The organism is Cupriavidus sp. (assembly GCF_057315035.1).
The window spans coordinates 162,792-183,884 of the sequence record NZ_DBHKYV010000008.1; the positions used below are offsets into that span (position 1 = coordinate 162,792).

Consider the following 21,093-nt stretch of genomic DNA (forward strand, 5'->3'; position numbering starts at 1 on the left):
CCGCATGCCGCCACTTACACCCGCGGCGCCACACCCCCCGGAGCAGGACCTGCACCGGCTCGTGGCATGCGAATACTGCGACGCGCTCTATGAACGTACCGCGCTGGAACCGGGCGAGCGCGCCACCTGCCTGCGCTGCGGCGGCGCGCTGTATCGCGAGAGCACGCGCGCTTACCGGCGCTTGTTGCCACTGGTGATTACCGCGCTGATCCTGTTCCTGGTATCGAACACCTACCCGATTGTCGAGATGGATCTCAAGGGCGTGCGCACCGAAACCACGCTGTGGGGCGCGGTGCAGGCACTGCATTCCGATCACATGACGCTGGTGGCCATTCTGGTGTTTGGCACCACGATCCTGTTCCCGTTGTCCGAGATGCTGATGATGTGCTACCTGCTGGTGCCGATGGCGCGCCATCGCATGCCGCCCGGCTTCGACCGCATCGTGCGTGGCATTCGCCAGACCCGGCCATGGGGCATGATCGAGGTCTTCATGATTGGCGTGCTCGTCACCGTGGTCAAGCTGTCGACCATGGCCCAGGTCATTCCAGGCGTGGCACTGTGGTCGTTCGGCGCGCTGGTGGTGGTACTGGCCGCGATGCTGGCCTTCGATCCGCGCGAACTCTGGCATTACCTGGAACCGGCAGGTGCCGACGAGGTGCCGCCACGGGATTCCTCAGCATGACCCCGCCGAATCCGTCACCGCCCAATCCGTCGCCCAATCCGCCGCGCGCGTCACGCACGGCCCAGGCGCGCGAGCAGTTGGCGCGCTCGCGCCGCGTAGCGGCCGACGTGGTGGCCGGCCTGACCGACGACGACGAACGCACGCCGCTGGCCCAGGTGCCCACGGCCAGTTCACGCGGACTGCTGTCGTGCCACGCGTGCGACCTGGTAAGCCCGATCACGCTCGATGGCGAGCCGTGTCCGCGCTGCGGCGCCACGCTGCACCGGCGCAAACCCGCCAGCCTGGCCCGCACCTGGGCCTTCCTGCTGGCGGCGTTCATCCTCTATATTCCGGCCAACCTGCTGCCGGTCATGATCACCCAGTCCATCCTGGGCACGCAGCGCGATACGATCATGTCGGGCGTCATCTACCTGTGGCTGTCCGGCTCGCATCTGCTGGCAGGCGTGGTACTGATTGCCAGTATCGTGGTGCCGCTGCTGAAGATGGTCATCCTGACACTGCTGCTGGTGTCGGTGCAGTTCAGGTCCACCTGGCGCATTCGCCAGCAGACCCGGCTCTATGGACTGGTCGAAGTGATTGGCCGATGGTCGATGCTCGATATCTTCGTGGTGGCGTTGCTGGCCTCGCTGGTGCGGGCCGGTGCGCTGGCCACCATCATTCCCGGGGCCGGGGCACTGGCCTTTGCCTCGGTCGTCGTCTTGACCATGCTGGCGTCGCTAAGCTTCGACCCGCGCCTGCTATGGGATTCGCTCGATGCGAATGCCCCACCGAAATTGCCGGAATCCGACAATGACCGATCCTGATACTCCAAACTCCTCATCCGGCTTGCCGCAACCGGCACGCAAACGCCGTGCGCGCTGGCTGCCGTCACTGGTCTGGCTGATTCCGATCGTGGCCGCCATCGTGGGCATCTCGCTGCTGGTCAACACGCTGGCCTCGCGCGGTCCGGAGATCACGATCACGTTCCGTACTGCGGAGGGCCTGACGCCGGGCAAGACCGCGGTCCGTTACAAGGACGTCGATATCGGGCTGGTCAAGTCGGTACGTCTGGCGTCGGACCGCTCGCATGTGCTGGCCTCGATCGAGCTGACCAAGGACGCCGAGAGCTTCGCGGTCAAGGACACGCGCTTCTGGGTAGTGCGGCCTCGCTTTGCCACGAGCGGTGTCTCGGGACTCGAAACGCTGCTCTCGGGCGCCTATATCGGCGTGGATGCCGGCAAGTCCGGCGAATCGACCCGCAGCTTCACGGGCCTGGAAGTGCCGCCCGTGGTAACCACCGACGCATCGGGCAAGCAGTTCGTCCTGCGCGCGCAGGACCTGGGCTCGCTCGACATCGGCTCGCCGGTCTACTACCGTCGGGTGCCGGTGGGCCAGGTCGTGGCCTACCAGTTGGAACCGAACGGACGCGACATCACGCTGCGCGTCTTCGTCAACAAACCCTACGACAAGCTCGTCACGGCCGACACGCGCTTCTGGCACGCCAGCGGCGTCGACCTGAAGCTCGATGCCGGCGGTCTGAAGCTGTCCACGCAGTCGCTGGTCACGGTGCTGCTGGGCGGGGTGGCCTTCCAGGCGCCGGACAACAGTGGCACGCAGACCGCAGCCACCGAGAACACGCAGTTCCTGCTCGCCTCCGACCAGACCGAGGCCATGAAGGAACCCGAGGAACTGGCACCAACGCTGGCGGTGCTGAACTTCGACCAGTCGGTGCGCGGCCTGGCACCCGGCGCGCCAGTGGACTTCCGCGGCGTGATCGTGGGACAGGTACGTTCGATCGGCATCGAATACCAGCGCGACAAGAAGGCATTCCGCATGCCGGTGGTGGTTGAACTCTATCCGTCGCGCATGGGATTCCGCGAGCGCGACGTTGCCGACGAGACACGCAAGCACGCGATCGTGCAGGGACTGATCAAGCGCGGCATGCGCGCGCAATTGCGTACGGGCAACCTGCTGACAGGACAGCTGTACGTGGCACTCGACTTCTTCCCGAAGGCCCCCACGCCGAAGGACCTGAACCTCGACGCGCCGATGCCTGAGTTCCCGACCACGCCGGGTGCCTTCGACGAACTGCAGGCCAAGCTTGGCGAAATCGTCAACAAGATCGACAAGGTGCCATTCGACCAGATCGGGCAAGAGGCACGCACGGCGATGGTATCGATGAACAAGATGCTCGAAACCGCGGACAAGCTCGTGGTCCAGCTCAATGGCGACGTGGCGCCGCAGGTAACGTCCGCGTTGCAGGACGCACGCCGCACGCTGGCATCAGCCAATGGCACGCTGGCATCGGACGCGCCATTGCAACAAGACACGCGGCGCATGATGCAGGAACTCACGCGCACGGCGGTCTCGCTGCGCGCACTGACCGATTACCTCGAACGCCATCCCGAGGCGCTGCTGCGCGGCAAGACGGAGGACAAATGATGACAACCACGACGAAGCTGGCTGGAATCGCGCTGGCGGCCGCCCTGCTGCATGGCTGTGCATCGCCCGAGCCGCGTTACTACACATTGTCCGGCGGCGCGGCAACCACGCCTGCCAGTCAGGGCGCGAAACCGCTCTGGATTGAAGTGGCTCCGGTGCGCGTGCCCGAGCGCCTCAACCGCGCGCAACTGGTGGTGGCGGATGGCACCACCGGCGGCGTGAAGGTGCTCGACCAGTCGCGCTGGTCGGCACCGTTGCCCGACGAACTGCGCGACGCGCTGTCGCAACAGTTGCAAGGCGGCCTGGGCGCCGTGGACATCTATCAGCAGGGCCTCTCGGAAGTGGAGCCCGTGTTTCGCGTGACGACGGAAGTGGTTCGGCTCGATGCCGAGGTCGGCCAACGGGCCGGCGCGACGATTGCATGGACCGTGCGCCGCCTGCCCGATGGCAAGGTGCAGAGCGGCCGTACGGAAGCCGATTTGCCGGCGCCGGGGCAGGTTGATGGCGTGGTCAATGCGTGTCGCCAGATCGTTGCGGCCACCGCATCCGATATTGCCGCAGGCGTGCAGTCGCTGCGGGTCCAGCCTGGCACTACGCCGGCCCGCTAGTCCTCGGGGCCGCCTTCGGCCAGCGCCTGCGCGCGACGTGTGGCGCGGCGGCGCTCGGCCTCGGCCATCGCGGCCAGACAGGCCGCGGCATCGCCATTCACCAGCCGCACGCTGCAGGCCAGCATCAGGTTGATCGGCAAACCGAAGTTCTCGACCACGTAGCCGCGTGCGTCGCGCGCATCGCCATCGTCATCGGTGGTAACGCGCACCCGTTCGAGCAACGGGCCGGTATCGGCCGCGTAGCCCCACACGGTCTTCTGCAGCGCTACTGCGAATCCGACTTCGAACGCCGTACCACTATCGGGTTCACCGGGACCGCGGAAATCATCGAGATTGGCCATCACGATATCGGCTCGACGGATCAATGCAATATTGGCCTCGTAGATCCATTGCGCGGTGTCGGGACCTGGCAACCCTTGCGGCGCAGCCTTGTCGAGCGGATACAACCCTTCGAAACCGAATTGCGCGCAAAGCGATTTCAGCTGCTGGCCCCAGGCCAGTGCATCCTTGCGAAATACGTCGAATCCGGCGAGGTAGATGGTCTTCATGGCGTCACCTTGAAGGAGAGGGACGGATGAAGGATACCTCAGTGTTGGCGACAGGAAGCTCCCCTCTCCCACGATAGTGGGAGAGGGGTTGGGGGTGAGGGCATTGAGGTTCAAATTGCGACTAGTCTCGGCTTGAACCGCCGACCCTCTCCCCCGCCCCTCTCCCGCGTGCGGGAGAGGGGAGCAAACCATTGGCAAGCGGGCCGATTACGGATTGATGGCCGGGTGCTTTAGCGCGTGCGCGGCCTCGGCCATGTGTTGGCGATAGTTGCGCTCGTCGGGAGACAACCCCAGCTCGCCATCGCGGTACGCCATCGCCAGCGCCTGAATCGACGCCGGATGCTCGCGTTCGGCGGCCGCTTCATACCAGGCCACCGCGCGTGCATCGTCGCGTGCCACGCCTTCTCCTTCGCGGTACGCGTTGGCCAGCATGAACATCGCCTGTGCCACGCCACCATCGGCCGCCACCTTGAACCAGCGTACTGCTTGTGCCGGATCGGCGGTGCGGCCATAGCCACCGCGCAATAGCAGGCCCAGATAGAGGGCTGCCCCGATATCGCCCGCGCGCGCAGCGGCCTCGAGCTGCTGCCATGCCAACGGCAGATCGACGTTACCCGATGCCAGACCTCCGAGCATTGCCGCCTTGCCTAACAGGAACTGGGCGCGCACATGGCCACTATCGGCCGCGAGTCGAAGCCAGCGCTCACCGTCGGCGCGAGCTTCGGCGTCGGGGCGTGCCAGCAGCGCTTCACCCAGCGCTGCGCGGGCCTGCGTTTCGCCAGCAGCTGCGGCCCGTTGAAGCCGGCGCAGGGCCGCCGTGTCTCCGGCGGATGTGGCCATCAATTGCCATTGCGCAATTTCCGCCTGGCGCGTATCGGACTGATGGCGCCAGACCGCGGCGCCGGCCACGCCGGCAGTGGCCACCGTCACGGCCAGTACGGCAGCCAGGAACGATGGGTGAATACGCGGCAGGCGCCGTGGCGCAACATGTACGGTCGTAGCGGTAGCTTGCATCGGATTACTGGTTGAGATCGATCTTGTACTTCGACAGGTTCTTGCCAGAGCCATCGTCGGCGGCGACCAGCGTCACGCCCGCAACGCCACCGGCTGCTGCCTGCGCGAGCATGCCCACACCCGAGCTGAACACCACGTCGCCCGAGGTGACCACCTTGGTGAAATGCCAGCTGCGCGCGTTGCCGTTCGCGGTACGCGTCACGGCGCCAAGCGTCTTGACGTGGCTGATCAGCACGTCACGGTTGGCGTCGGGCGACGCGTAGACCGTCTTCGTACCATCGAGGCCCGGAAAATTTCCGCCACCGCTGGCGCGATAGTTGTTGGTGGCCACGATGAAATTCATCGCGGCGGTCACCGTTGCACCCTTGTAGGTCAGGTTCTTGATACGGCTGCCAACCGGCTGCGTAACGTCGATCTCGTACTGCATGTCCGGATCGGTGAACATGTCGAAGTTGTAGCCCGGGAACGTGCTGATCAACTGCTGTTCGGTGGTCTTCGACGGGTCGATCTGATTGAAGCGCTTTGCCGCCGTTTCCAGCCACGCCTTGACCTCGTCGCCGTTGACCTTCACGGCATAGACCGTGTTCGGATACAGGTAGAGGTCGGCTGCGTTGTTGATGGCAAGATTGCCTGCCGCGACGTCGGTGTAGTCGTTGCCTCCGCCGAAGCCGCTCTTGAACGGTGCCGAGACGGACAGCACCGGCAGCGATGCAAGTGCCGGCAGATTGGCGGCGATGTAGTCCTTCACATATGCGGCCTGGGCCTGGTTGACGATCTCGATCGCACCCGGATCACCCACGTCGGCGAAGTAGCTGGTCATGCGGTAGTCGGTGGTGCCAATCGGCGTCTTGACGTACTGGATCGTGGCCTGGTGTTCGGTATCGATAGCCGACGCCACGCTCGCGTCAGCGGCCACATAGGTCTTGTCGGCATTCTGGGTCGAACGCGCTTCGACCTTGGTATTGGTGCGATCGACGCTCCACGCCTTGCCGTCATGCGTTAGCGCCAGGTTCACCACACCGAGATGCTTGCCCCAGTAGTTGGCCATTACGGTCGGCACGCCGTTGACGGTACCCTTGACCTTGTCGACGCCAGGCAGGTTGAACTGGCCCACCGTGCTCGCTGCATCGGGGAACACCTGGTGCGAGTGACCGATCAGCATCGCGTCGACGCCCGCCACCTTCGACAGGTGGTAGCTGCCGTTCTCCATGGTCGGCGAATACGTGGAATTGTCGAGGCCACCGTGCGAGATCACGACGATCAGGTCGGCACCCTTCGCGCGCATTTCGGGGATGTACTTCTGCGCGGTTTCAACCACACCTTCGGTGTAGACCTTGCCATCGAGCCAGCGCTTGTCCCAGCTCAGGATCGCGGGCGGTGCAAAGCCGATGATGCCAACCTTGACCGGTACCGGGATCGTCTTGCCATCGGGGCCGGTGGCGCTGAGTGTCTTCGTCAGGATCGCGTACGGCTGGAACAGCGGTTGGCGCGTCTTGACGCTATACACGTTGGCAAGCACCTGCGGGAACTTCGGACCCGCGCATGCCGTTTGCGCAGCCGGGTCAGGCAGTCCGTCGACATTGAAGCGGTTGCCGGTGACCTGGCTCAGGTACTGCAGGCCATAGTTGAACTCGTGGTTGCCAATGCCGCCGCCGTCGAAACCGGCGGCGTTCATGACCTTGTACATGGCCAGCGCCTCGGTGCATGAGACCGGCTTGACCAGCGCCTGGTAGTCGGACAGCGCGGTGCCCTGGATGGTGTCGCCATTGTCCAGCAGCATGCTGTTCGGGAATTCCGCGCGCGCAGTCTTGATCAGCGTGGCAACCCGTTCGAAACCGATTGACTTGTCTTCGGCCAGCTTGAAGTAGTCATAGCTGAGCACGTTGGTGTGCAGGTCGGTGGTTTCCAGCAGGGCCAGCGTGGTCTTGGTTCCCGCCGGGATCGACGCGACGGTGCCGCCGTTATTACCGTTGTTGCCGTTGCCGGCGTTGTTGTCGTCGGAGCCACAGGCGGCCAGCGCCGTGGCTACCGCGGCCGCCAGCATGGCAGCCCGGATGCGATGGAATTGCATGGTCTCGGATTCCCTGTTGTCTTTTGATTTTTTTGGCCTAACCCGGCAATTGTCGGAATCCGGCATGGCAGGAAAGTGGCGAAACGACGTCATTCCGATGACAATCGTTCAAAATATGACAAAAAAGTCATATATGAAAATGCAGTGCGGGCAGGACCATTATTCCGATCCGGTGAAGTGCCTTATCCATCCGCGCAATTGACGCTGCGTTATATAGGCGCTTATATTGCGAATGGTGACAATCGTGCACTCCACACGCCGTACGCCGCACAGCAACCCTTACCAACGCATCCGCCATGAACCTCCGTACTTCGCCCTTTCTGCGTCGCGCCGCATCCGGCGCCGCGCTGGTCGCCCTGACCCTGGCCGCACCGTCGGCCTTCGCCGCCGACCTGGTGGTATCCGCCGCCGCGAGCCTGACCAACGCGTTCAAGCAGCTGGGCGAACAGTTCGAGCGTGCGCATCCCGATACCAAGGTGGTGCTGAACTTCGGCGCGTCCGACGTGCTGATGCAGCAGATCGTCAAGGGCGCGCCGGCCGATGTGTTCGCCTCGGCCGATCAGGATGCAATGAACAAGGCAGAGACCGAAAAGGTGGTGCAGGCGGCCACGCGCAAGGATTTCGCGGCCAACGCCATCGTGCTGATCGTGCCCCATGACAGCAAGCTCGGCATTGCCTCGCCCAAGGACCTGACCCGCGCCGACGTCAAGCGCATCGCCTATGGCAATCCGTCGTCGGTGCCGGTCGGCCGCTACACCAAGGGCGCGCTCGAAGCGCAGGGTCTGTGGGACGCCGTGGCCGCCAAGGGTGTGCCGGCCCAGAACGTACGGCAGGCGCTGGACTATGTGGCGCGCGGTGAAGTCGATGCGGGCTTCGTGTTTGCCACCGACGCAACCGTGATGCCCGACAAGGTCACGGTGGCTACGCGTGTGCCGACCACCACGCCGGTCACCTACCCGATCGCGGTGACCGCGCAAACGAAACAGGCGCAGCAGGCCAACGCGTTCGTGCAGTACGTGTTGTCGGCCGAGGGCCAGGCTACGCTGGCCAAGTACGGCTTCCAGAAGCCGTGATGCCCTGCCACACCGCAACGCTGCAATAACTGTCTGAAGTCACTGCCATGGATGCTGTCTGGGTTCCGCTACTGCTGTCGCTGAAGGTGGCGGGATGGGCCACGCTGCTCAATACGATCCTTGGGGTGGCGGCTGCCTATGCCATCGCGCGCTGGCGCTCGTCGGCGCGCGACGTGGTCGATGCGATCCTGACCTTGCCGCTGGTGCTACCGCCCACGGTACTGGGTTACTACCTGCTGGTGCTGGTGGGTCGTCGCGGTGTGTTTGGCGCATGGCTCGAAAAGCTCGGCATCGAGCTGGTCTTCACCTGGCAAGGGGCCGTGCTGGCCTCCACGATAGTCGCCTTCCCACTGGTGCTGAAGTCCGCGCGCGCCGCATTCGAAGGTGTCGATCACCAGCTTGAGAATGCCGCCCGTGTACTGGGCATTTCCGAGGTCGGCATCTTCTTCCGCGTGACGCTGCCGATGGCCTTGCCCGGCATTGTCGCGGGCGTGCTGCTGGCATTTGCCCGTGCGCTGGGCGAGTTCGGCGCCACGCTGATGGTGGCCGGCAATCTGCCGGGACGCACCCAGACGCTCTCCGTGGCGATCTACGAGGCAGTGCAGGCAGGCAATGACGACACCGCCAACCTGCTGGTGCTGGTCACGTCCGTGACCTGCGTCGTGTTGCTGGTGGTGGCCGCACGGCTGGTACCGCCCGCGCAACGCGGTACCGGCGATGTCTACGAACGACGCAGATTCCGGCACGAAGCCGCCACCAGGTGAAATTGCCATGAGCATGCAGATCACCGTCCGCAAACGCATGGCGTCGCAGGATCGTCAGTTCGCGCTCGATATCGCCTTCGAATCGGATAGCCGCCGCATTGCCTTGTTCGGACCATCCGGCGCCGGCAAGAGCCTGACGCTGCGCGCCATTGCAGGACTGATGGCGCCCGACAGCGGCCGCATCGTACTCAATGGCCGCACGCTGTTCGACAGCGCGACCGGCATCGACGTCCGCCCGCAGGAACGCCGCGTGGCTTACCTGTTCCAGGACTACGCGTTGTTTCCGCACCTGACGGTGGCACAAAATATTGCCTTCGGACTCCGGCAAGGCTGGCGCAATCCGGCACGCCGGGCATTGCCGCCCGAAGCCGCACGCTGGGTCGACGCATTTGGCCTGCGCGAAATCGTCAATCAATATCCCGCCCAGATCTCGGGCGGCCAGAAACAGCGCGTGGCGCTGGCCCGTGCACTGGTGGCCCGGCCGGACATCCTGTTGCTCGACGAACCGTTCTCGGCGCTGGACCCCGCGCTACGCGTACGCATGCGCGAGGAACTGCGCGCGTTGCAGGAAAGCCTGGACGTGCCGATGCTGATGATCTCGCACGACCCCGAAGATGTGGAAGTGCTGGGCGACCACGTGCTCGAGATCCGCGATGGCCATATCCATGCCAGCGGGCGCGCGCACCGGCACCCGCCGGTCTATGCGCAGGAAAGCGCGCGTATCGCCTAGCTTTTCCGGCTTGCCGACAGATCGCCTACCGATCGCCGAGCAGCAGTTTCGCGGCGATCGCCCACATGGTCAGGCCCACCACTACTTCGAGTACCTGCCAGGCACGCGGCCTGGCAAAGATCGGCCGCAGCAAAGCCGCGCCATAGCCTAGCGAGAAGAAGAACAGGAACGATGCCGTCATGGCACCCGTGGCAAACGCGGGTTCGTGACCTGCGAACTGTGTCGACACCGACCCGATCAGCACCACGGTATCGAGCCAGACATGGGGGTTGAGCCACGTGAATGCCAGGCAAACCATCAGCGTGGCCGATAGCGGACGCGCTTCGGCATCGCTGGGCACCAGGGCATCGTGCGAGCGCCACGCCGTCCACAGGCTGCGCCCGCCATACCAGACCAGGAAAGCCGCGCCGCCATAGCGCATGGCATCGCCAAGCCACGGCAGCTTGCGGATCATCACCGAGAAGCCCGACACGCCCATGAAGATCAGCGCGGCGTCAGACGCGGCGCAAACCAGGCAGACCCAGAACACGTGTTCGCGGCGCAAGCCCTGGCGCAGCACGAACGCATTCTGGGAACCGATGGCGAGAATCAGCGACAGCCCAAGGCTGAAGCCGGCGATGGCAGCATGCATGACAGGATCGGAAATGGAAACGGGCGCCCTGCGAGGGCGCCCGGAAACCGGCATTTTATCAGTGCTGCAATGCGTAGTCGCTACGTCAGATCATGGTGCCCAGGATCACGCTCGATGCCTTGAAGATGGCCAGCGCGCGCGTGCCTTCCTGCAGCGCCAGCTCGTGCAGCGCCGTATTGGTGATGATGGCCGCGACCGTACCGCCCCCATCGAGATCGAGCACGACCTCGGCATTGACCGCGCCAGGCACCACACGCGCCACCACGCCCGGCAACTGGTTGCGGGCCGATAGCCTGAGCGCCGGGTCTGGCAGGCCGATCATTACCGACGATGCCTTGACCAGTGCAAATGCCTCGGCACCAGGCGCGAGGCCCAGTGTCTCGACGCTTTCGTGCGTAATGGTGGAAACGATCTGCTGACCGCCGGGCAACGCCAGCGTGACCTCATCGTTGACCGCGCCGGTTTTCACGGCTTCGACGCGGCCGAACAGCTTGTTGCGCGCACTGGTCTGGATCATCATGCGTTGGATCAGGTGAAGGTCATCAGGATTCGCATCGGACATCGCGCCCGCCTTTTCCAGATGGGCGATGAAGCGCGCATGCTCGGCCTCCATCGCGCGATAGGTTGCGATCAGGCGCTCGGCACGTTCGGTCAGTCGCGTGCCGCCCCCGCCCTTGCCCCCCGCCGCGCGCACCACCAGTGCTTCACCAGCACTGTTGTTCATCGCATCGATGGCATCCCACGCGCCTTTGTAGCTGATGCCCACTGCGCGTGCGGCGGCCGTGATCGAACCGTGTTCCCCGATGGCGGCCAGCAGCGCGATACGCTCCTTGCCGCCCCAGTCCTGCTTGCCGGCGCGGAACCAGATGGCACCCTGGAGTTCAAGCATGCGTGGATATATGCGAAGTGAAGATGCCGTATGGTAACGCCAGTCCGCCGGACTGGCGCAATCAGCCAATCAGCTCTGGTGCGCAGGGATATACCAGCGCATCACACTGCCGGCAAAGTACTGTTTGTCGAGTTGCCGCAGCAGGCGCCATGCGGTGAAGGCGTCCACCGCCAGATCCACCCAGGCCCACGGGTGATTCGGATCGCCATCGCGTACGATCTCGATGGAGTTGACCGGCGCGTACACCTTGAGCTTGTCGCGCAGCATCTCTTCTGTGACATCACGATGTAGCCCGCGAATCAGTACCTGCATTGCATCCTCTCCCGGTAGGAAGTGGTGATGCGTGTATTGTAGGCCGCGCATCGCATTGTGGCAGTTGGTCGATGCGGCTATCGCACGTTTCATGCCATGATGTGCACGCCACCATCCACGTACACGGTATTGCCCGACACCCGTCGCGCATATGGCGTGGCCAGGTAGGCCGTGGTGAACCCCACGTCCATGATGTCGACCAGTTCGCCCAACGGCGCGCGGCCGGCGGCTTCCGCCAGCAGCAGATCGAAATCCTTGAGTCCCGACGCGGCACGGGTCTTGAGCGGCCCCGGCGAAATCGCATGCACGCGGATACCTTGCGGTCCGAGCTCATAGGCAAGGTAGCGGCAAGAGGCTTCGAGTGCCGCCTTGACCGGGCCCATCAGGTCGTAGTTCGGTACCACGCGATTGGCGCCGTCGTAGCTCATTGCGAACAGCGTGCCGCCCTGCCCCATCAAGGGCACCGCGCGACGGGCCATGCGGATGAACGAATGGCACGAGACATCCATCGCACGCGCGAAACCTTCCGCCGACGAATTGATCAGGCCACCCTGCAAGTCGGCCTTCGGCGCGAACGCAACCGAATGCACCACCGAATCGAGCCGTCCCCAGTCGGCTGCAATACGCGCGAACAGCGCATCCATCTGCGTCTCGTCCTCGACGTTCAGCGGCATCAGGATCGACGCGCCGATCTGTTCGGCCAGTGGCGCCACATGCGGATACGCCTTGTCGTTCAGATAGGTCAGGGCCACCTCGGCACCAAGTTCATGGAACGCGCGCGCGCAGCCCCACGCAATCGAATCCTCATTGGCCACGCCCACCACCAGAACGCGGGCGCCAGACAACGGCGGGTTGGGTACTTGCACCATGTGAAGTCTCCTGCGGAGTCGCGATCTGCTTTCCCGATTGAAACGCGTTGCCCTCACCCCCGCCCCTCTCCCGCGCGCGGGAGAGGGGAGAAAACCCGAGGTCAGGTCTCTTCTTCCTGTGTCGCCTTGCCGTGGTCGGTACCGAACAGCTCGGCGACCTCGCGATAGCGTGCGAGCCACTCCTCATCCAGTGGACCGCCAACGGTCAGCACACGATGCGCCAGCACCATGATGCGGCGGCGCTCCTTCATGTCGGGCACCAGCTTCGGCAAAGCCTCGATCGCGCCTTGTGGATCGAGACTGACGATATAGCTCTGCCGGCGCACTGCATCCTTGAACTGGGCCAGCGTGATGCGCTTCTCCGGTGGATTCTCGCGCGCCAGCTTGCGCAGCAGGTTGAACGGTCGCTCCTCGATTGCCGAGCGGCCTTGCGTAACGTACGACAGGATGCGCAGGAATGCATCGAGCGAAGTGCCCGTGCCGATCTCGCGCTCGGCCTCGCGCCGCCGCAGGTCGGCCACCTCCTTGCGCAACGCCGTAATGGCCGGCGACTCGGCGCGTTTGGGCGTGGCCGTCATGCCCAGCAGCGCTGGCAGCCACGGCCCACCGTAGATCGATTCGAACATCCGCTCCTGCCACGCATCGCGTGCATCGCGGTACTGGTCCAGCGAGCGCACGATCTGGTCGGACATCGCTTGCTGCATGAGCAGGAACGGGTTGTCCGGCGACACGGGCTGCCGCGCGTCGCGGACAGCCGGCGCCATGGTGGCAATCCACTGCATCCACGGATTGGTGTCGCTGGCCAGCGAGCGTTCGAGCCGAGACGGGTGAACTGCGCGGATGGCCTCCGCCGTGGTCTCGTTGGACATCGCACGCACGAATGGCGAGGCAAACGTGTCGTACAGATGCTGGTTGATCTCGGCCACGCGGCGCACCACCTCGAACGGTTGCTCGTCGTCGCGACCATCGTCGAGCGCGAGGATATCGTCGATGGTACGCCGTTCAAAACGCACCAGGTAGCGCCCTTCGATCAGGTCGCTATGCGGTGCCTCAGGCGCGACATCCTCGATCTTGGCCTCATACAGGCCCGGCGGCAGCACATCGATCAGGTCCAGCGCGCAGAACAGTTCGGAGTGTTCCTTGTTGGCTACGCTGCCCGACACGAAGATGCCCAGATGCCCGATCGACGGATGCAGGCAATAGACAATGGTCTGCTCGTTGGCCACGAGCTCGTCCACGTTCGCGTAAAGATCGGGAATCCAGTTCAGCGCCTGCTGCGGCGGCGTGATGTTGTCCCCCCAGGAGGCAAACACGATCACCGGCGAGCGTACATTGCGCAGGTCGATCACGGTCTGGCCGTCCTTGCTGCGCACCTCGCCGGCAGTCAGGTGATTGCCGACGAACAGGTTCTGCACGATCCAGTCGATCTCGGCGCGGTTCATCAGGAAATGGCCGCCCCACCAGCGCTCGAACTCCAGGAAACGCGGGCCTTCGGTATCGGCCTTGGCGTAGACGTTGTAGAGCTTTTCCCAGAGCGTGTTCGAAGGATTGAGCTTCTCGAAGTTCTGCACCAGCCAGGCGCCATCGAAGCGCCCGTTGCCCATGTCCGCCGCCAGCGACGACAGCCATGTGCCACCCAGCAACCCGCCCGCATAGCGCATCGGGTTCTTGCCGCGCACGCCCGACCAGTAGGCCACCGGTGCACCGGCCAGCAGGATTGGGCCGGTAACGTCGGGCGCGGCCGCCGCCAGCATCAACAGCGCCCACCCCGCCTGGCAGTTGCCTACCACGAACGGCTTGCCCGGCGACTCGGGATGACGCTCGGCCACCGCTTGCAGGAACTTGCCTTCGGTACGCGCCACGTCCTCGATGGTCTGCCCCGGACAGGGGTCGCGGAAGAACGTGATGAAGTAGCACGGATGCCCGGTGCGAATCGCATTGCCGATCTCGCTGTCGGCCTTGAAGCCGCCGATGCCAGGACCATGACCCGCACGGGGATCCATCACCACGAACGGCCGCCGGGTCATGTCGGTAGGCGTTTCGGCCGGCGGCACGATACGCAGCAATGCGTAGTTGACGGGCCGCGGCAGGCCGCGCCCGTCGATCAGCACTTCGTGCTCAAACACCAGCACCGGCGGCATGCCGCCGCGTTCGTGCTCGGCGGTTTCATTGCCGCGGGTTCGCAGGATATCGAGGAACAGGATCGAGCGTTGCCACGCATCGATACCGTACTCCCATGCGGCGTGTGCCAGCGGGGTCATCGGGACCGGGGGAAACGTGGCGAACGGGGAAACCGGGGATGCCGAAGATTTCGGCGATTCGGTGACAGGGGCGTCCTGCCCGGGCTTCTGTCCCGCAACAGGTTGGCGTGCATTCATTTCCGTTTCTCCTTGGGGATTGGCGGACTTGGAAGGTGCAGCGAGAGGGCGAGCAAGCAAATCGCTTGCTGCGATGCAACAGCAAAAATCTACCAGTGTCTGCGCCGCATGACAACCGGCACCAAAGACCTACTGGCTGACCGCTCCGTATATGACACTTGCAAGTCATTCCGGGGCGCCGGACATTCGCCTATACTGCCGCAAGACGTTTGCGCAATGCAGCATCCGTGATTGCCGTTGGATGCTGCCTGACGGAATCACCGGTAACCGCCCATGCCGACACCCTCGTCCACCGACAAGTACGCCTTGCTGCTCGCCCGCTGCGAGGGCCTGCCGCCGATTCCCACCGCCGTGGCGCATCCCTGCGACTACTCGTCGCTGGATGGCGCGCTGGAAGCAGCGCGGCTTGGCCTGATCGTGCCGATACTGGTCGGGCCCGCGGCGCGAATCCGTGCCGTGGCGGCCGAACATGGCCTGGCCCTCGGCGACACCGAGATCATCGATGCGCCGCACAGCCATGCTTCCGCCGAAGGCGCCGTGGATGTGGTGCGCACCGGCAAGGCCGAACTGCTGATGAAGGGTAGCCTGCACAGCGACGAATTGCTGCATGCCGTGGCACGCGGCGCCAGCGGCCTGCGCACCGAACGGCGCCTTTCGCATGTGTTTGCGATGGATGTGCCGAACTATCACAAGCCACTGTTCATCACGGACGCAGCCGTCAATATCTTTCCCACGCTCAATGAAAAGGCCGATATCGTGCGCAACGCCATCGACCTTGTGCGCGTACTTGGTATCGAACGGCCCAAGGTTGCCATCCTGTCGGCCGTGGAAACCGTTACCGACAAGATTCCGTCGACCATCGAAGCCGCCGCGCTCTGCATGATGAGCCTGCGCGGCCAGATCGAAGGCGGCATCCTCGACGGCCCGCTCGCATTCGATAACGCAATCAGCAAGGCAGCGGCGGAGACCAAGGGCATCAAGTCCGACGTGGCGGGCGACCCCGACATCCTGCTCGTGCCAGACCTGGAAGCCGGCAACATGCTGGCCAAGCAGTTGACCTTCCTGGCAGGCGCGGAAGCCGCGGGCATCGTGCTCGGAGCGCGCGTGCCGGTGATCCTGACCAGCCGCGCCGACAGCGTGCGCGCGCGCATCGGCAGTTGCGCCATCGCGGTACTGCTGGCGCATGCACGGCGCACCGCCGAAGCCGCGGTCAACGTCTGATCCTGCAAGGAGTACCCACAGCGTGAGCACAACGCATCCCGTCATCCTGGTTGTCAATGCCGGCTCATCGAGCGTCAAGGTATCGGTCTATGTGGTGCCCGAGTCCGCGCATGAAAACGTCGATATCCAGCCCACGCTGGCCGCGCATGGCCAGATCGAAGGCATTGGCGTGGCACCGCGCCTCGTCGCACGCATGGCCGACGGGCGCACCGTTGCCGACGAGCGCTTCCCGTTGGAGCAGATCGCCGATCACGACGCCGCATTCCGCCTGATTCGCCTGACCCTGAGCATCGGATTGCGCGACACGCCGCCCGTGGCGATCGGGCACCGCGTGGTACACGGCGGCAGTGAATTCTCCGATGCCGTGCGCATCGACGACGGCGTAATCGCGAAACTCGAGGCGCTGGTGCCTTTGGCACCGCTGCACCAGCCGCACAACCTGACGGCGATCCGCGCAGTACGTAGCGCCGCACCCGACCTGCTGCAGGTGGCCTGCTTCGACACCGCGTTTCATGCGGGTCATGATCCGCTGGCGCAGTTGATGGCGCTGCCCTACGAGTACTACGAGCAAGGCGTGCGTCGCTATGGTTTTCATGGCCTGTCGTATGCATATATCGCGCGGCGGCTCAAGCAGGTGGCGCCCGACCTGGCGGAAGGCCGCGTCATCGTGGCCCATCTCGGCAATGGCGCCAGCCTGTGCGCAATGCGCGGCGGCCGGAGCGTGGAATCGACCATGGGTCTGACCGCGCTCGATGGCATGCCGATGGGCACCCGCTGCGGATCGATCGATCCCGGCGCGGTGCTGTACCTGGCCGCGCAAGGCATGGACGCCGACGCGATCCAGTCGATGCTCTATGGACAGTCCGGGCTCAAGGGCATCTCCGGCATCAGCAGCGACATGCGTGCGCTGCTGGACAGCGACAGTCCGCGCGCAAAGCTGGCAGTCGATTTCTACGCATATCGCGCCGCGCAGGAGATCGGCAAGCTGGCGGTCACGTTGGGTGGCCTTGATGCGCTGGTGTTCACGGCCGGCATCGGCGCCAACTCCCCCGATGTGCGCGCACGGATCTGCGCGCACCTGACCGACCTGTTTGGTGTGGCCATCGATGCCGCAGCCAATGGCGAGAACTGCCAACGCGTCAGCCGCGATACGAGCCGCGTACCGGTGCTGGTGTTGCCAACCGACGAGGAAGGCATGATCGCGCTGTCGACGGCAAGGATACTGCGCGAAAACGGCGGGTTGTAAGTGAGTTTAAGCTCCCCTCTCCCGCTTGCGGGAGAGGGGTTGGGGGAGAGGGCCAGCGGTTCAAATTTCGATCGTCGCGTCTTGATGTGCCGGCCCTCTCCCCCGCCCTTCTCCCATTTCATGGGAGAGGGGAGCAAACCATTGGTTTGTGTTAGTCCTCGAGATAGTGCGCGCGCAATCGATCCACATCGATATCGAGTCCTTCAACGAATCGCTCGACACTCCCATACGCTTGCCCGATCGCATCCATCGATGCCTCCAGATATTCGGGCCGCACATCGAGCAGCGGCATCATGACATCGGGCGATACCCCGATCTGGCTTACACCAGCCAGAATCCTCTCGTTGAAGCCACGATTCCAGTGGTTCGACTCAAGATAGTTGGCCACGATATCGTCCTGCGCGACACCCAGTACGCTCAGCAGCAGCAGTGACGCAAAACCAGTACGGTCCTTGCCTGCAGTGCAGTGGTACAGCAGTGTGCTGCCTGCCTCGGCATGGCGCAGGAACGCGCCAAACGCGTCGCGATAACGCACCGGAAAATCGCGATAGACATCGAGCATGAAGCCATGCATCTGGGTCGCGCTGCTGGTGCGCAGGCGTGGCATCAGTGCATCCATGGACATCGAGCCGTCCAGCACGGGTACGGCCAGCCATTGGAAGCGTTCGCCGAAGACTGCTTCGGCCGGTGACTTCTCGCCCGGCGAGCGGAAGTCGACCACGATGTCGAGTTCCAATGCGTGGAGCTTGTCGAGGTCGGCGGCACAACCGAGTGCGGGATTGGCACTGCGGTACAGCTTCGCCGGCTTGATACGTCTACCCTCCCGCCCAGTCAGTCCACCCAGGTCACGCGCGTTGGCAATGGTCTCCAGATCCAGGCACGGTCGCATGCCGGCCTGGCTTGTTCCTGCGATATCGGTTTTCATCAGGCTGCGCGGGAAACCTCGGACTTCAGACCGGGGATGGATAGCGCGGCGTGCGCAGCACGCCCTTCTCCCGCTTTTCCTCTGTAGGGGCTATCTTTGGGACGGAAGTGGTAGCCATATCCGTCTGCCCGCTGCACCAGCGAACAACGGCTATGGCTGATTCCCTGCACGACGCCATTCGGCGTCTGGATGTTGAACGAGCCTGACGCGCGAACGGCAACGCGGCCCGCATAGGTTCCCCGCTTCTTTCCGCTTGGCACGATGGCGCGCACACGGTCGCCCGTCTGGAATCCCTTTACCTGCTTCTGGCGCATGAGGTAGCCGCGCGGGAACCCGGTAGCCGTCAGCCGCGTGCGCTGATAGCTACCGCGCCCCGTCGCCTTGACTTCAAGTGTGGGACACTCCCAACCGGTGATGGCCTCAAGATTGCCGACACATGCCGCATCCAGTGCATGGGTCTTGGGAATGGTGTGAATGGCTCGGTTGAACTTGGTTTGGCCTCCCGATGCGAGTTCAAGGGGCAGCCCCATGGCCTGCAAGGCGTTCGCCAGCGAGCACGGCATCAACGGCTTGCCATTGCGGTCCAGCACAAACACCGACATGATCGGCTCCTATTGAATAGCTGCCCTTACGGGCCTTGTAACGCCTCCCTTTCGGGAGGTCTCCCCTCGGGCATGTTGTGCAGCAGCTTGGGCTTGCGCCCGGCGATGGCCCGTTTCGTAGCTACCCGTGCCTTGTCTGCAACCATCGCTTCCAGAGCCCGGAACTGAGGAAGCATTCCGGGGTGGGTCTGCGAACTTCTACACAACGTAGCGGATTAGTTACCGCTTGCCCTGGTCAACCCCGAGCTCTTTCAAGCTCCGCCCTTTAGGGCGGGGTAGTTGACATCTTTCTGGCGTATCACATCACACGCATTCGAAAATGTTCAGCATCGGCGTCAATTATTTCAGATCGCCAGCTTCGAAGACAGCCTGCTTGCCAAGATAACCCGCCAACCATTGCTACACCTGCAATAAGGCGTTTCTCTTGACAAATTCTGATCTGACAACGATTTGATCCAACGCAAACTCGCGAGCCCGGCAGTCTTGGCACACCCACGTGCAGTTCACATAATGACCACATGTCGAACGCGGCGATCCTGCGTCGCGACGCGTCCGACAGGCTGCTCCACACAAGGGATGTCACCATGCCTGATCCGCACACCTCTCCTGCCGCCCCCGGTGCCCCCACCGCGGCCGTTGCCGCACCGGCCGCACCGAAGCTTCGTATTCACTGGGGTCTCTACGCCGCTGTCCTCGTTCTGATCGCGGTACTGCTGATTCCAATGCCGCCCGACCTGCCGGTTGCCGGCCAGCGCATGCTGGCGATCCTGGCCTTCGCGGTGGTCGTGTGGATCACCGAAGCAGTGACCTACGAAACCAGCGCCATCATGATCACGTCATTGATGGCGGCACTGGTCGGCTTCGCGCCGATGGTCAACGATCCGAACACGATGTACGGCACATCGCGCGCGCTGGGCATGGCGCTGGCCGGTTTCTCGAACACCGCACTGGCACTGGTAGCCGCGGCGCTGTTTATCTCGGCGGCGATGACCGTCACCGGGCTCGACCGGCGTATCGCACTGGTCACGCTCTCGGCCATCGGCACCAGTACGCGGCGTATCCTGATCGGCACGATTGCGGTCACGATCATCCTGAGCCTGGTAGTGCCCAGCGCTACGGCTCGCAGCGCCTGTACCGTGCCAATCATGATGGGCGTGATTGCCGCGTTCGGCGTCGACAAGAAGTCGAATATCGCCGCCGGCATCATGATCATGGTGGCGCAGGCTACCAGCGTGTGGAACGTCGGTATCCAGACCGCCGCCGCGCAGAACCTGCTGACCGCGGGGTTCATGGACAAGCTGCTTGGCGAACGCGTAACCTGGCTGCAATGGCTGGTGGCCGGCGCACCTTGGGCCATTGTGATGTCAGTCGTGCTGTACTTCCTGGTGCGCTGGTTGCTGCCGCCTGAAACCGAAGCCATCGCCGGCGGTAAGGAAGCCGTGCAGAAGGAACTGGCCGCGCTGGGGCCGATGACCGGGCCGCAGAAGCGCCTGGCCGCCGTCGCCATTGGCCTGCTGCTGTTCTGGGCCACCGAAGGCAAGCTCCATTCATTCGATACCGCCACCATCACGTTCGTGGGCCTGGTGATCCTGATGATGCCGCGCATCGGCGTGATGGACTGGAAGACGATGCAGCAGCGTACGCCGTGGGGCACGCTGATCGTGTTCGGTGTCGGTATCAGCCTGGGCACTGCACTGCTGACCACGCAAGCCGGCCAATGGCTTGGCAAGTTCGTGGTCACCCATTCGGGCCTGGCCGACCACGGCACGCTACTGATCTTCGCCATCCTGGCCGCCTTCCTGATCCTGATCCACCTGGGCTTTGCCAGTGCCACCGCGCTGACCGCGGCATTGCTGCCGATCCTGATCTCGGTGTTGCAAACCTTGCCCGGCGACATCAACAAGGTGGGCATGACGATGCTGCTGGGCTACACCGTGAGCTTCGGCTTCATCCTGCCGATCAACGCGCCGCAGAACATGGTCTGCCTTGGCACCGACACGTTCAACGGCAAGCAGTTCGCCAAGATCGGCATACCGGTCACGATCATCGGCTACCTGCTGATGCTGCTGTTCGCCGCCACGTACTGGCGCTGGCTCGGCTGGGTATGAC

The 21,093-nt window shown here is 63.9% G+C and carries 20 protein-coding genes; 10 read left to right on the forward strand and 10 right to left on the reverse strand.

What is annotated here, in order from left to right; all coding sequences use genetic code 11:
- Positions 1 to 4 precede the first annotated feature (4 nt).
- The 4 genes from ACO550_RS13855 to ACO550_RS13870 are packed head-to-tail and all read left to right on the forward strand — an operon-like array spanning position 5 to position 3,711.
- Positions 5 to 682, forward strand: coding sequence for a paraquat-inducible protein A (locus ACO550_RS13855; protein WP_315592488.1), 678 nt, complete (start codon positions 5 to 7; stop codon positions 680 to 682).
- Positions 679 to 1,485 (forward strand): paraquat-inducible protein A, encoded by an 807-nt coding sequence (locus ACO550_RS13860; RefSeq protein ID WP_315592487.1) that lies wholly within the window; start codon positions 679 to 681, stop codon positions 1,483 to 1,485. Before ACO550_RS13855 ends, ACO550_RS13860 begins: the two co-directional genes overlap by 4 nt.
- Complete coding sequence (locus ACO550_RS13865; protein ID WP_485994874.1) at positions 1,436 to 3,103, forward strand: PqiB family protein; 1,668 nt, start codon at positions 1,436 to 1,438, stop codon at positions 3,101 to 3,103. The genes ACO550_RS13860 and ACO550_RS13865 overlap by 50 nt, the downstream gene beginning before the upstream one ends.
- Positions 3,100 to 3,711, forward strand: coding sequence for a PqiC family protein (locus tag ACO550_RS13870; protein ID WP_315592485.1), 612 nt, complete (start codon positions 3,100 to 3,102; stop codon positions 3,709 to 3,711). Before ACO550_RS13865 ends, ACO550_RS13870 begins: the two co-directional genes overlap by 4 nt.
- Here the strand turns inward: ACO550_RS13870 and ACO550_RS13875 are convergent.
- From ACO550_RS13875 to ACO550_RS13885, 3 genes are all read right to left on the reverse strand, one after another.
- The gene (locus ACO550_RS13875; RefSeq protein WP_315592484.1) at positions 3,708 to 4,259 is read right to left on the reverse strand and encodes a nucleoside 2-deoxyribosyltransferase; all 552 of its coding nucleotides are present in this window, start codon (positions 4,257 to 4,259) and stop codon (positions 3,708 to 3,710) included. The genes ACO550_RS13870 and ACO550_RS13875 overlap by 4 nt on opposite strands.
- A 207-nt stretch (positions 4,260 to 4,466) precedes the next feature.
- Positions 4,467 to 5,273, reverse strand: coding sequence for a tetratricopeptide repeat protein (locus ACO550_RS13880; RefSeq protein ID WP_315592483.1), 807 nt, complete (start codon positions 5,271 to 5,273; stop codon positions 4,467 to 4,469).
- A gap of 4 nt (positions 5,274 to 5,277) precedes the next feature.
- The gene (locus ACO550_RS13885; RefSeq protein WP_315592482.1) at positions 5,278 to 7,344 is read right to left on the reverse strand and encodes a bifunctional 2',3'-cyclic-nucleotide 2'-phosphodiesterase/3'-nucleotidase; all 2,067 of its coding nucleotides are present in this window, start codon (positions 7,342 to 7,344) and stop codon (positions 5,278 to 5,280) included.
- Positions 7,345 to 7,640: 296 nt separating this feature from the next.
- Between ACO550_RS13885 and modA the strand changes: the two genes are divergently transcribed.
- The 3 genes from modA to ACO550_RS13900 are packed head-to-tail and all read left to right on the forward strand — an operon-like array spanning position 7,641 to position 9,911.
- Complete coding sequence (gene modA / locus ACO550_RS13890) at positions 7,641 to 8,417, forward strand: molybdate ABC transporter substrate-binding protein (RefSeq protein WP_315592481.1); 777 nt, start codon at positions 7,641 to 7,643, stop codon at positions 8,415 to 8,417.
- 47 nt (positions 8,418 to 8,464) lie between these two features.
- Positions 8,465 to 9,181, forward strand: coding sequence for a molybdate ABC transporter permease subunit (modB, locus tag ACO550_RS13895; protein WP_315592480.1), 717 nt, complete (start codon positions 8,465 to 8,467; stop codon positions 9,179 to 9,181).
- 7 nt (positions 9,182 to 9,188) lie between these two features.
- Positions 9,189 to 9,911 carry a sulfate/molybdate ABC transporter ATP-binding protein gene (locus ACO550_RS13900; protein ID WP_315592479.1) on the forward strand — a complete coding sequence of 241 codons (723 nt, stop codon included), beginning with the start codon at positions 9,189 to 9,191 and terminating at the stop codon, positions 9,909 to 9,911.
- A gap of 25 nt (positions 9,912 to 9,936) precedes the next feature.
- On the opposite strand, the gene ACO550_RS13905 is transcribed toward ACO550_RS13900, so the two are convergent.
- The 5 genes from ACO550_RS13905 to ACO550_RS13925 all read right to left on the reverse strand — a co-directional run bounded on the left by ACO550_RS13905 (position 9,937) and on the right by ACO550_RS13925 (position 14,990).
- Positions 9,937 to 10,542, reverse strand: coding sequence for a LysE family transporter (locus ACO550_RS13905; protein ID WP_315592478.1), 606 nt, complete (start codon positions 10,540 to 10,542; stop codon positions 9,937 to 9,939).
- Positions 10,543 to 10,627: 85 nt separating this feature from the next.
- A complete protein-coding gene (locus tag ACO550_RS13910; protein WP_315592477.1) occupies positions 10,628 to 11,431 on the reverse strand; it encodes a TOBE domain-containing protein in 804 nt (267 codons plus the stop codon).
- A 69-nt stretch (positions 11,432 to 11,500) separates the two neighbouring features.
- Positions 11,501 to 11,743, reverse strand: coding sequence for an RNA-binding protein (locus tag ACO550_RS13915; RefSeq protein WP_315592476.1), 243 nt, complete (start codon positions 11,741 to 11,743; stop codon positions 11,501 to 11,503).
- 89 nt (positions 11,744 to 11,832) lie between these two features.
- A complete protein-coding gene (gene fabI, locus ACO550_RS13920) occupies positions 11,833 to 12,612 on the reverse strand; it encodes an enoyl-ACP reductase FabI (RefSeq protein WP_315592475.1) in 780 nt (259 codons plus the stop codon).
- A 101-nt stretch (positions 12,613 to 12,713) separates the two neighbouring features.
- Complete coding sequence (locus ACO550_RS13925; protein WP_485994875.1) at positions 12,714 to 14,990, reverse strand: DUF3141 domain-containing protein; 2,277 nt, start codon at positions 14,988 to 14,990, stop codon at positions 12,714 to 12,716.
- 273 nt (positions 14,991 to 15,263) lie between these two features.
- Here ACO550_RS13925 and ACO550_RS13930 point away from each other — a divergent pair, with 273 nt between their 5' ends.
- The gene (locus tag ACO550_RS13930) at positions 15,264 to 16,211 is read left to right on the forward strand and encodes a phosphate acetyltransferase (RefSeq protein ID WP_315592474.1); all 948 of its coding nucleotides are present in this window, start codon (positions 15,264 to 15,266) and stop codon (positions 16,209 to 16,211) included.
- 22 nt (positions 16,212 to 16,233) lie between these two features.
- Positions 16,234 to 17,457 carry an acetate/propionate family kinase gene (locus ACO550_RS13935; protein ID WP_315592473.1) on the forward strand — a complete coding sequence of 408 codons (1,224 nt, stop codon included), beginning with the start codon at positions 16,234 to 16,236 and terminating at the stop codon, positions 17,455 to 17,457.
- Positions 17,458 to 17,608: 151 nt separating this feature from the next.
- Here the strand turns inward: ACO550_RS13935 and ACO550_RS13940 are convergent, their stop codons facing one another.
- Entirely contained in the window at positions 17,609 to 18,382 is a 774-nt protein-coding gene (locus tag ACO550_RS13940; RefSeq protein WP_315592472.1) for a tyrosine-protein phosphatase, read from the reverse strand.
- Positions 18,382 to 18,984 carry a hypothetical protein gene (locus tag ACO550_RS13945; protein WP_485994876.1) on the reverse strand — a complete coding sequence of 201 codons (603 nt, stop codon included), beginning with the start codon at positions 18,982 to 18,984 and terminating at the stop codon, positions 18,382 to 18,384. The genes ACO550_RS13940 and ACO550_RS13945 overlap by 1 nt, the downstream gene beginning before the upstream one ends.
- Before the next feature lie 584 nt (positions 18,985 to 19,568).
- Here ACO550_RS13945 and ACO550_RS13950 point away from each other — a divergent pair.
- Positions 19,569 to 21,092 carry a DASS family sodium-coupled anion symporter gene (locus ACO550_RS13950; protein WP_315597890.1) on the forward strand — a complete coding sequence of 508 codons (1,524 nt, stop codon included), beginning with the start codon at positions 19,569 to 19,571 and terminating at the stop codon, positions 21,090 to 21,092.
- Position 21,093: the final 1 nt, after the last annotated feature.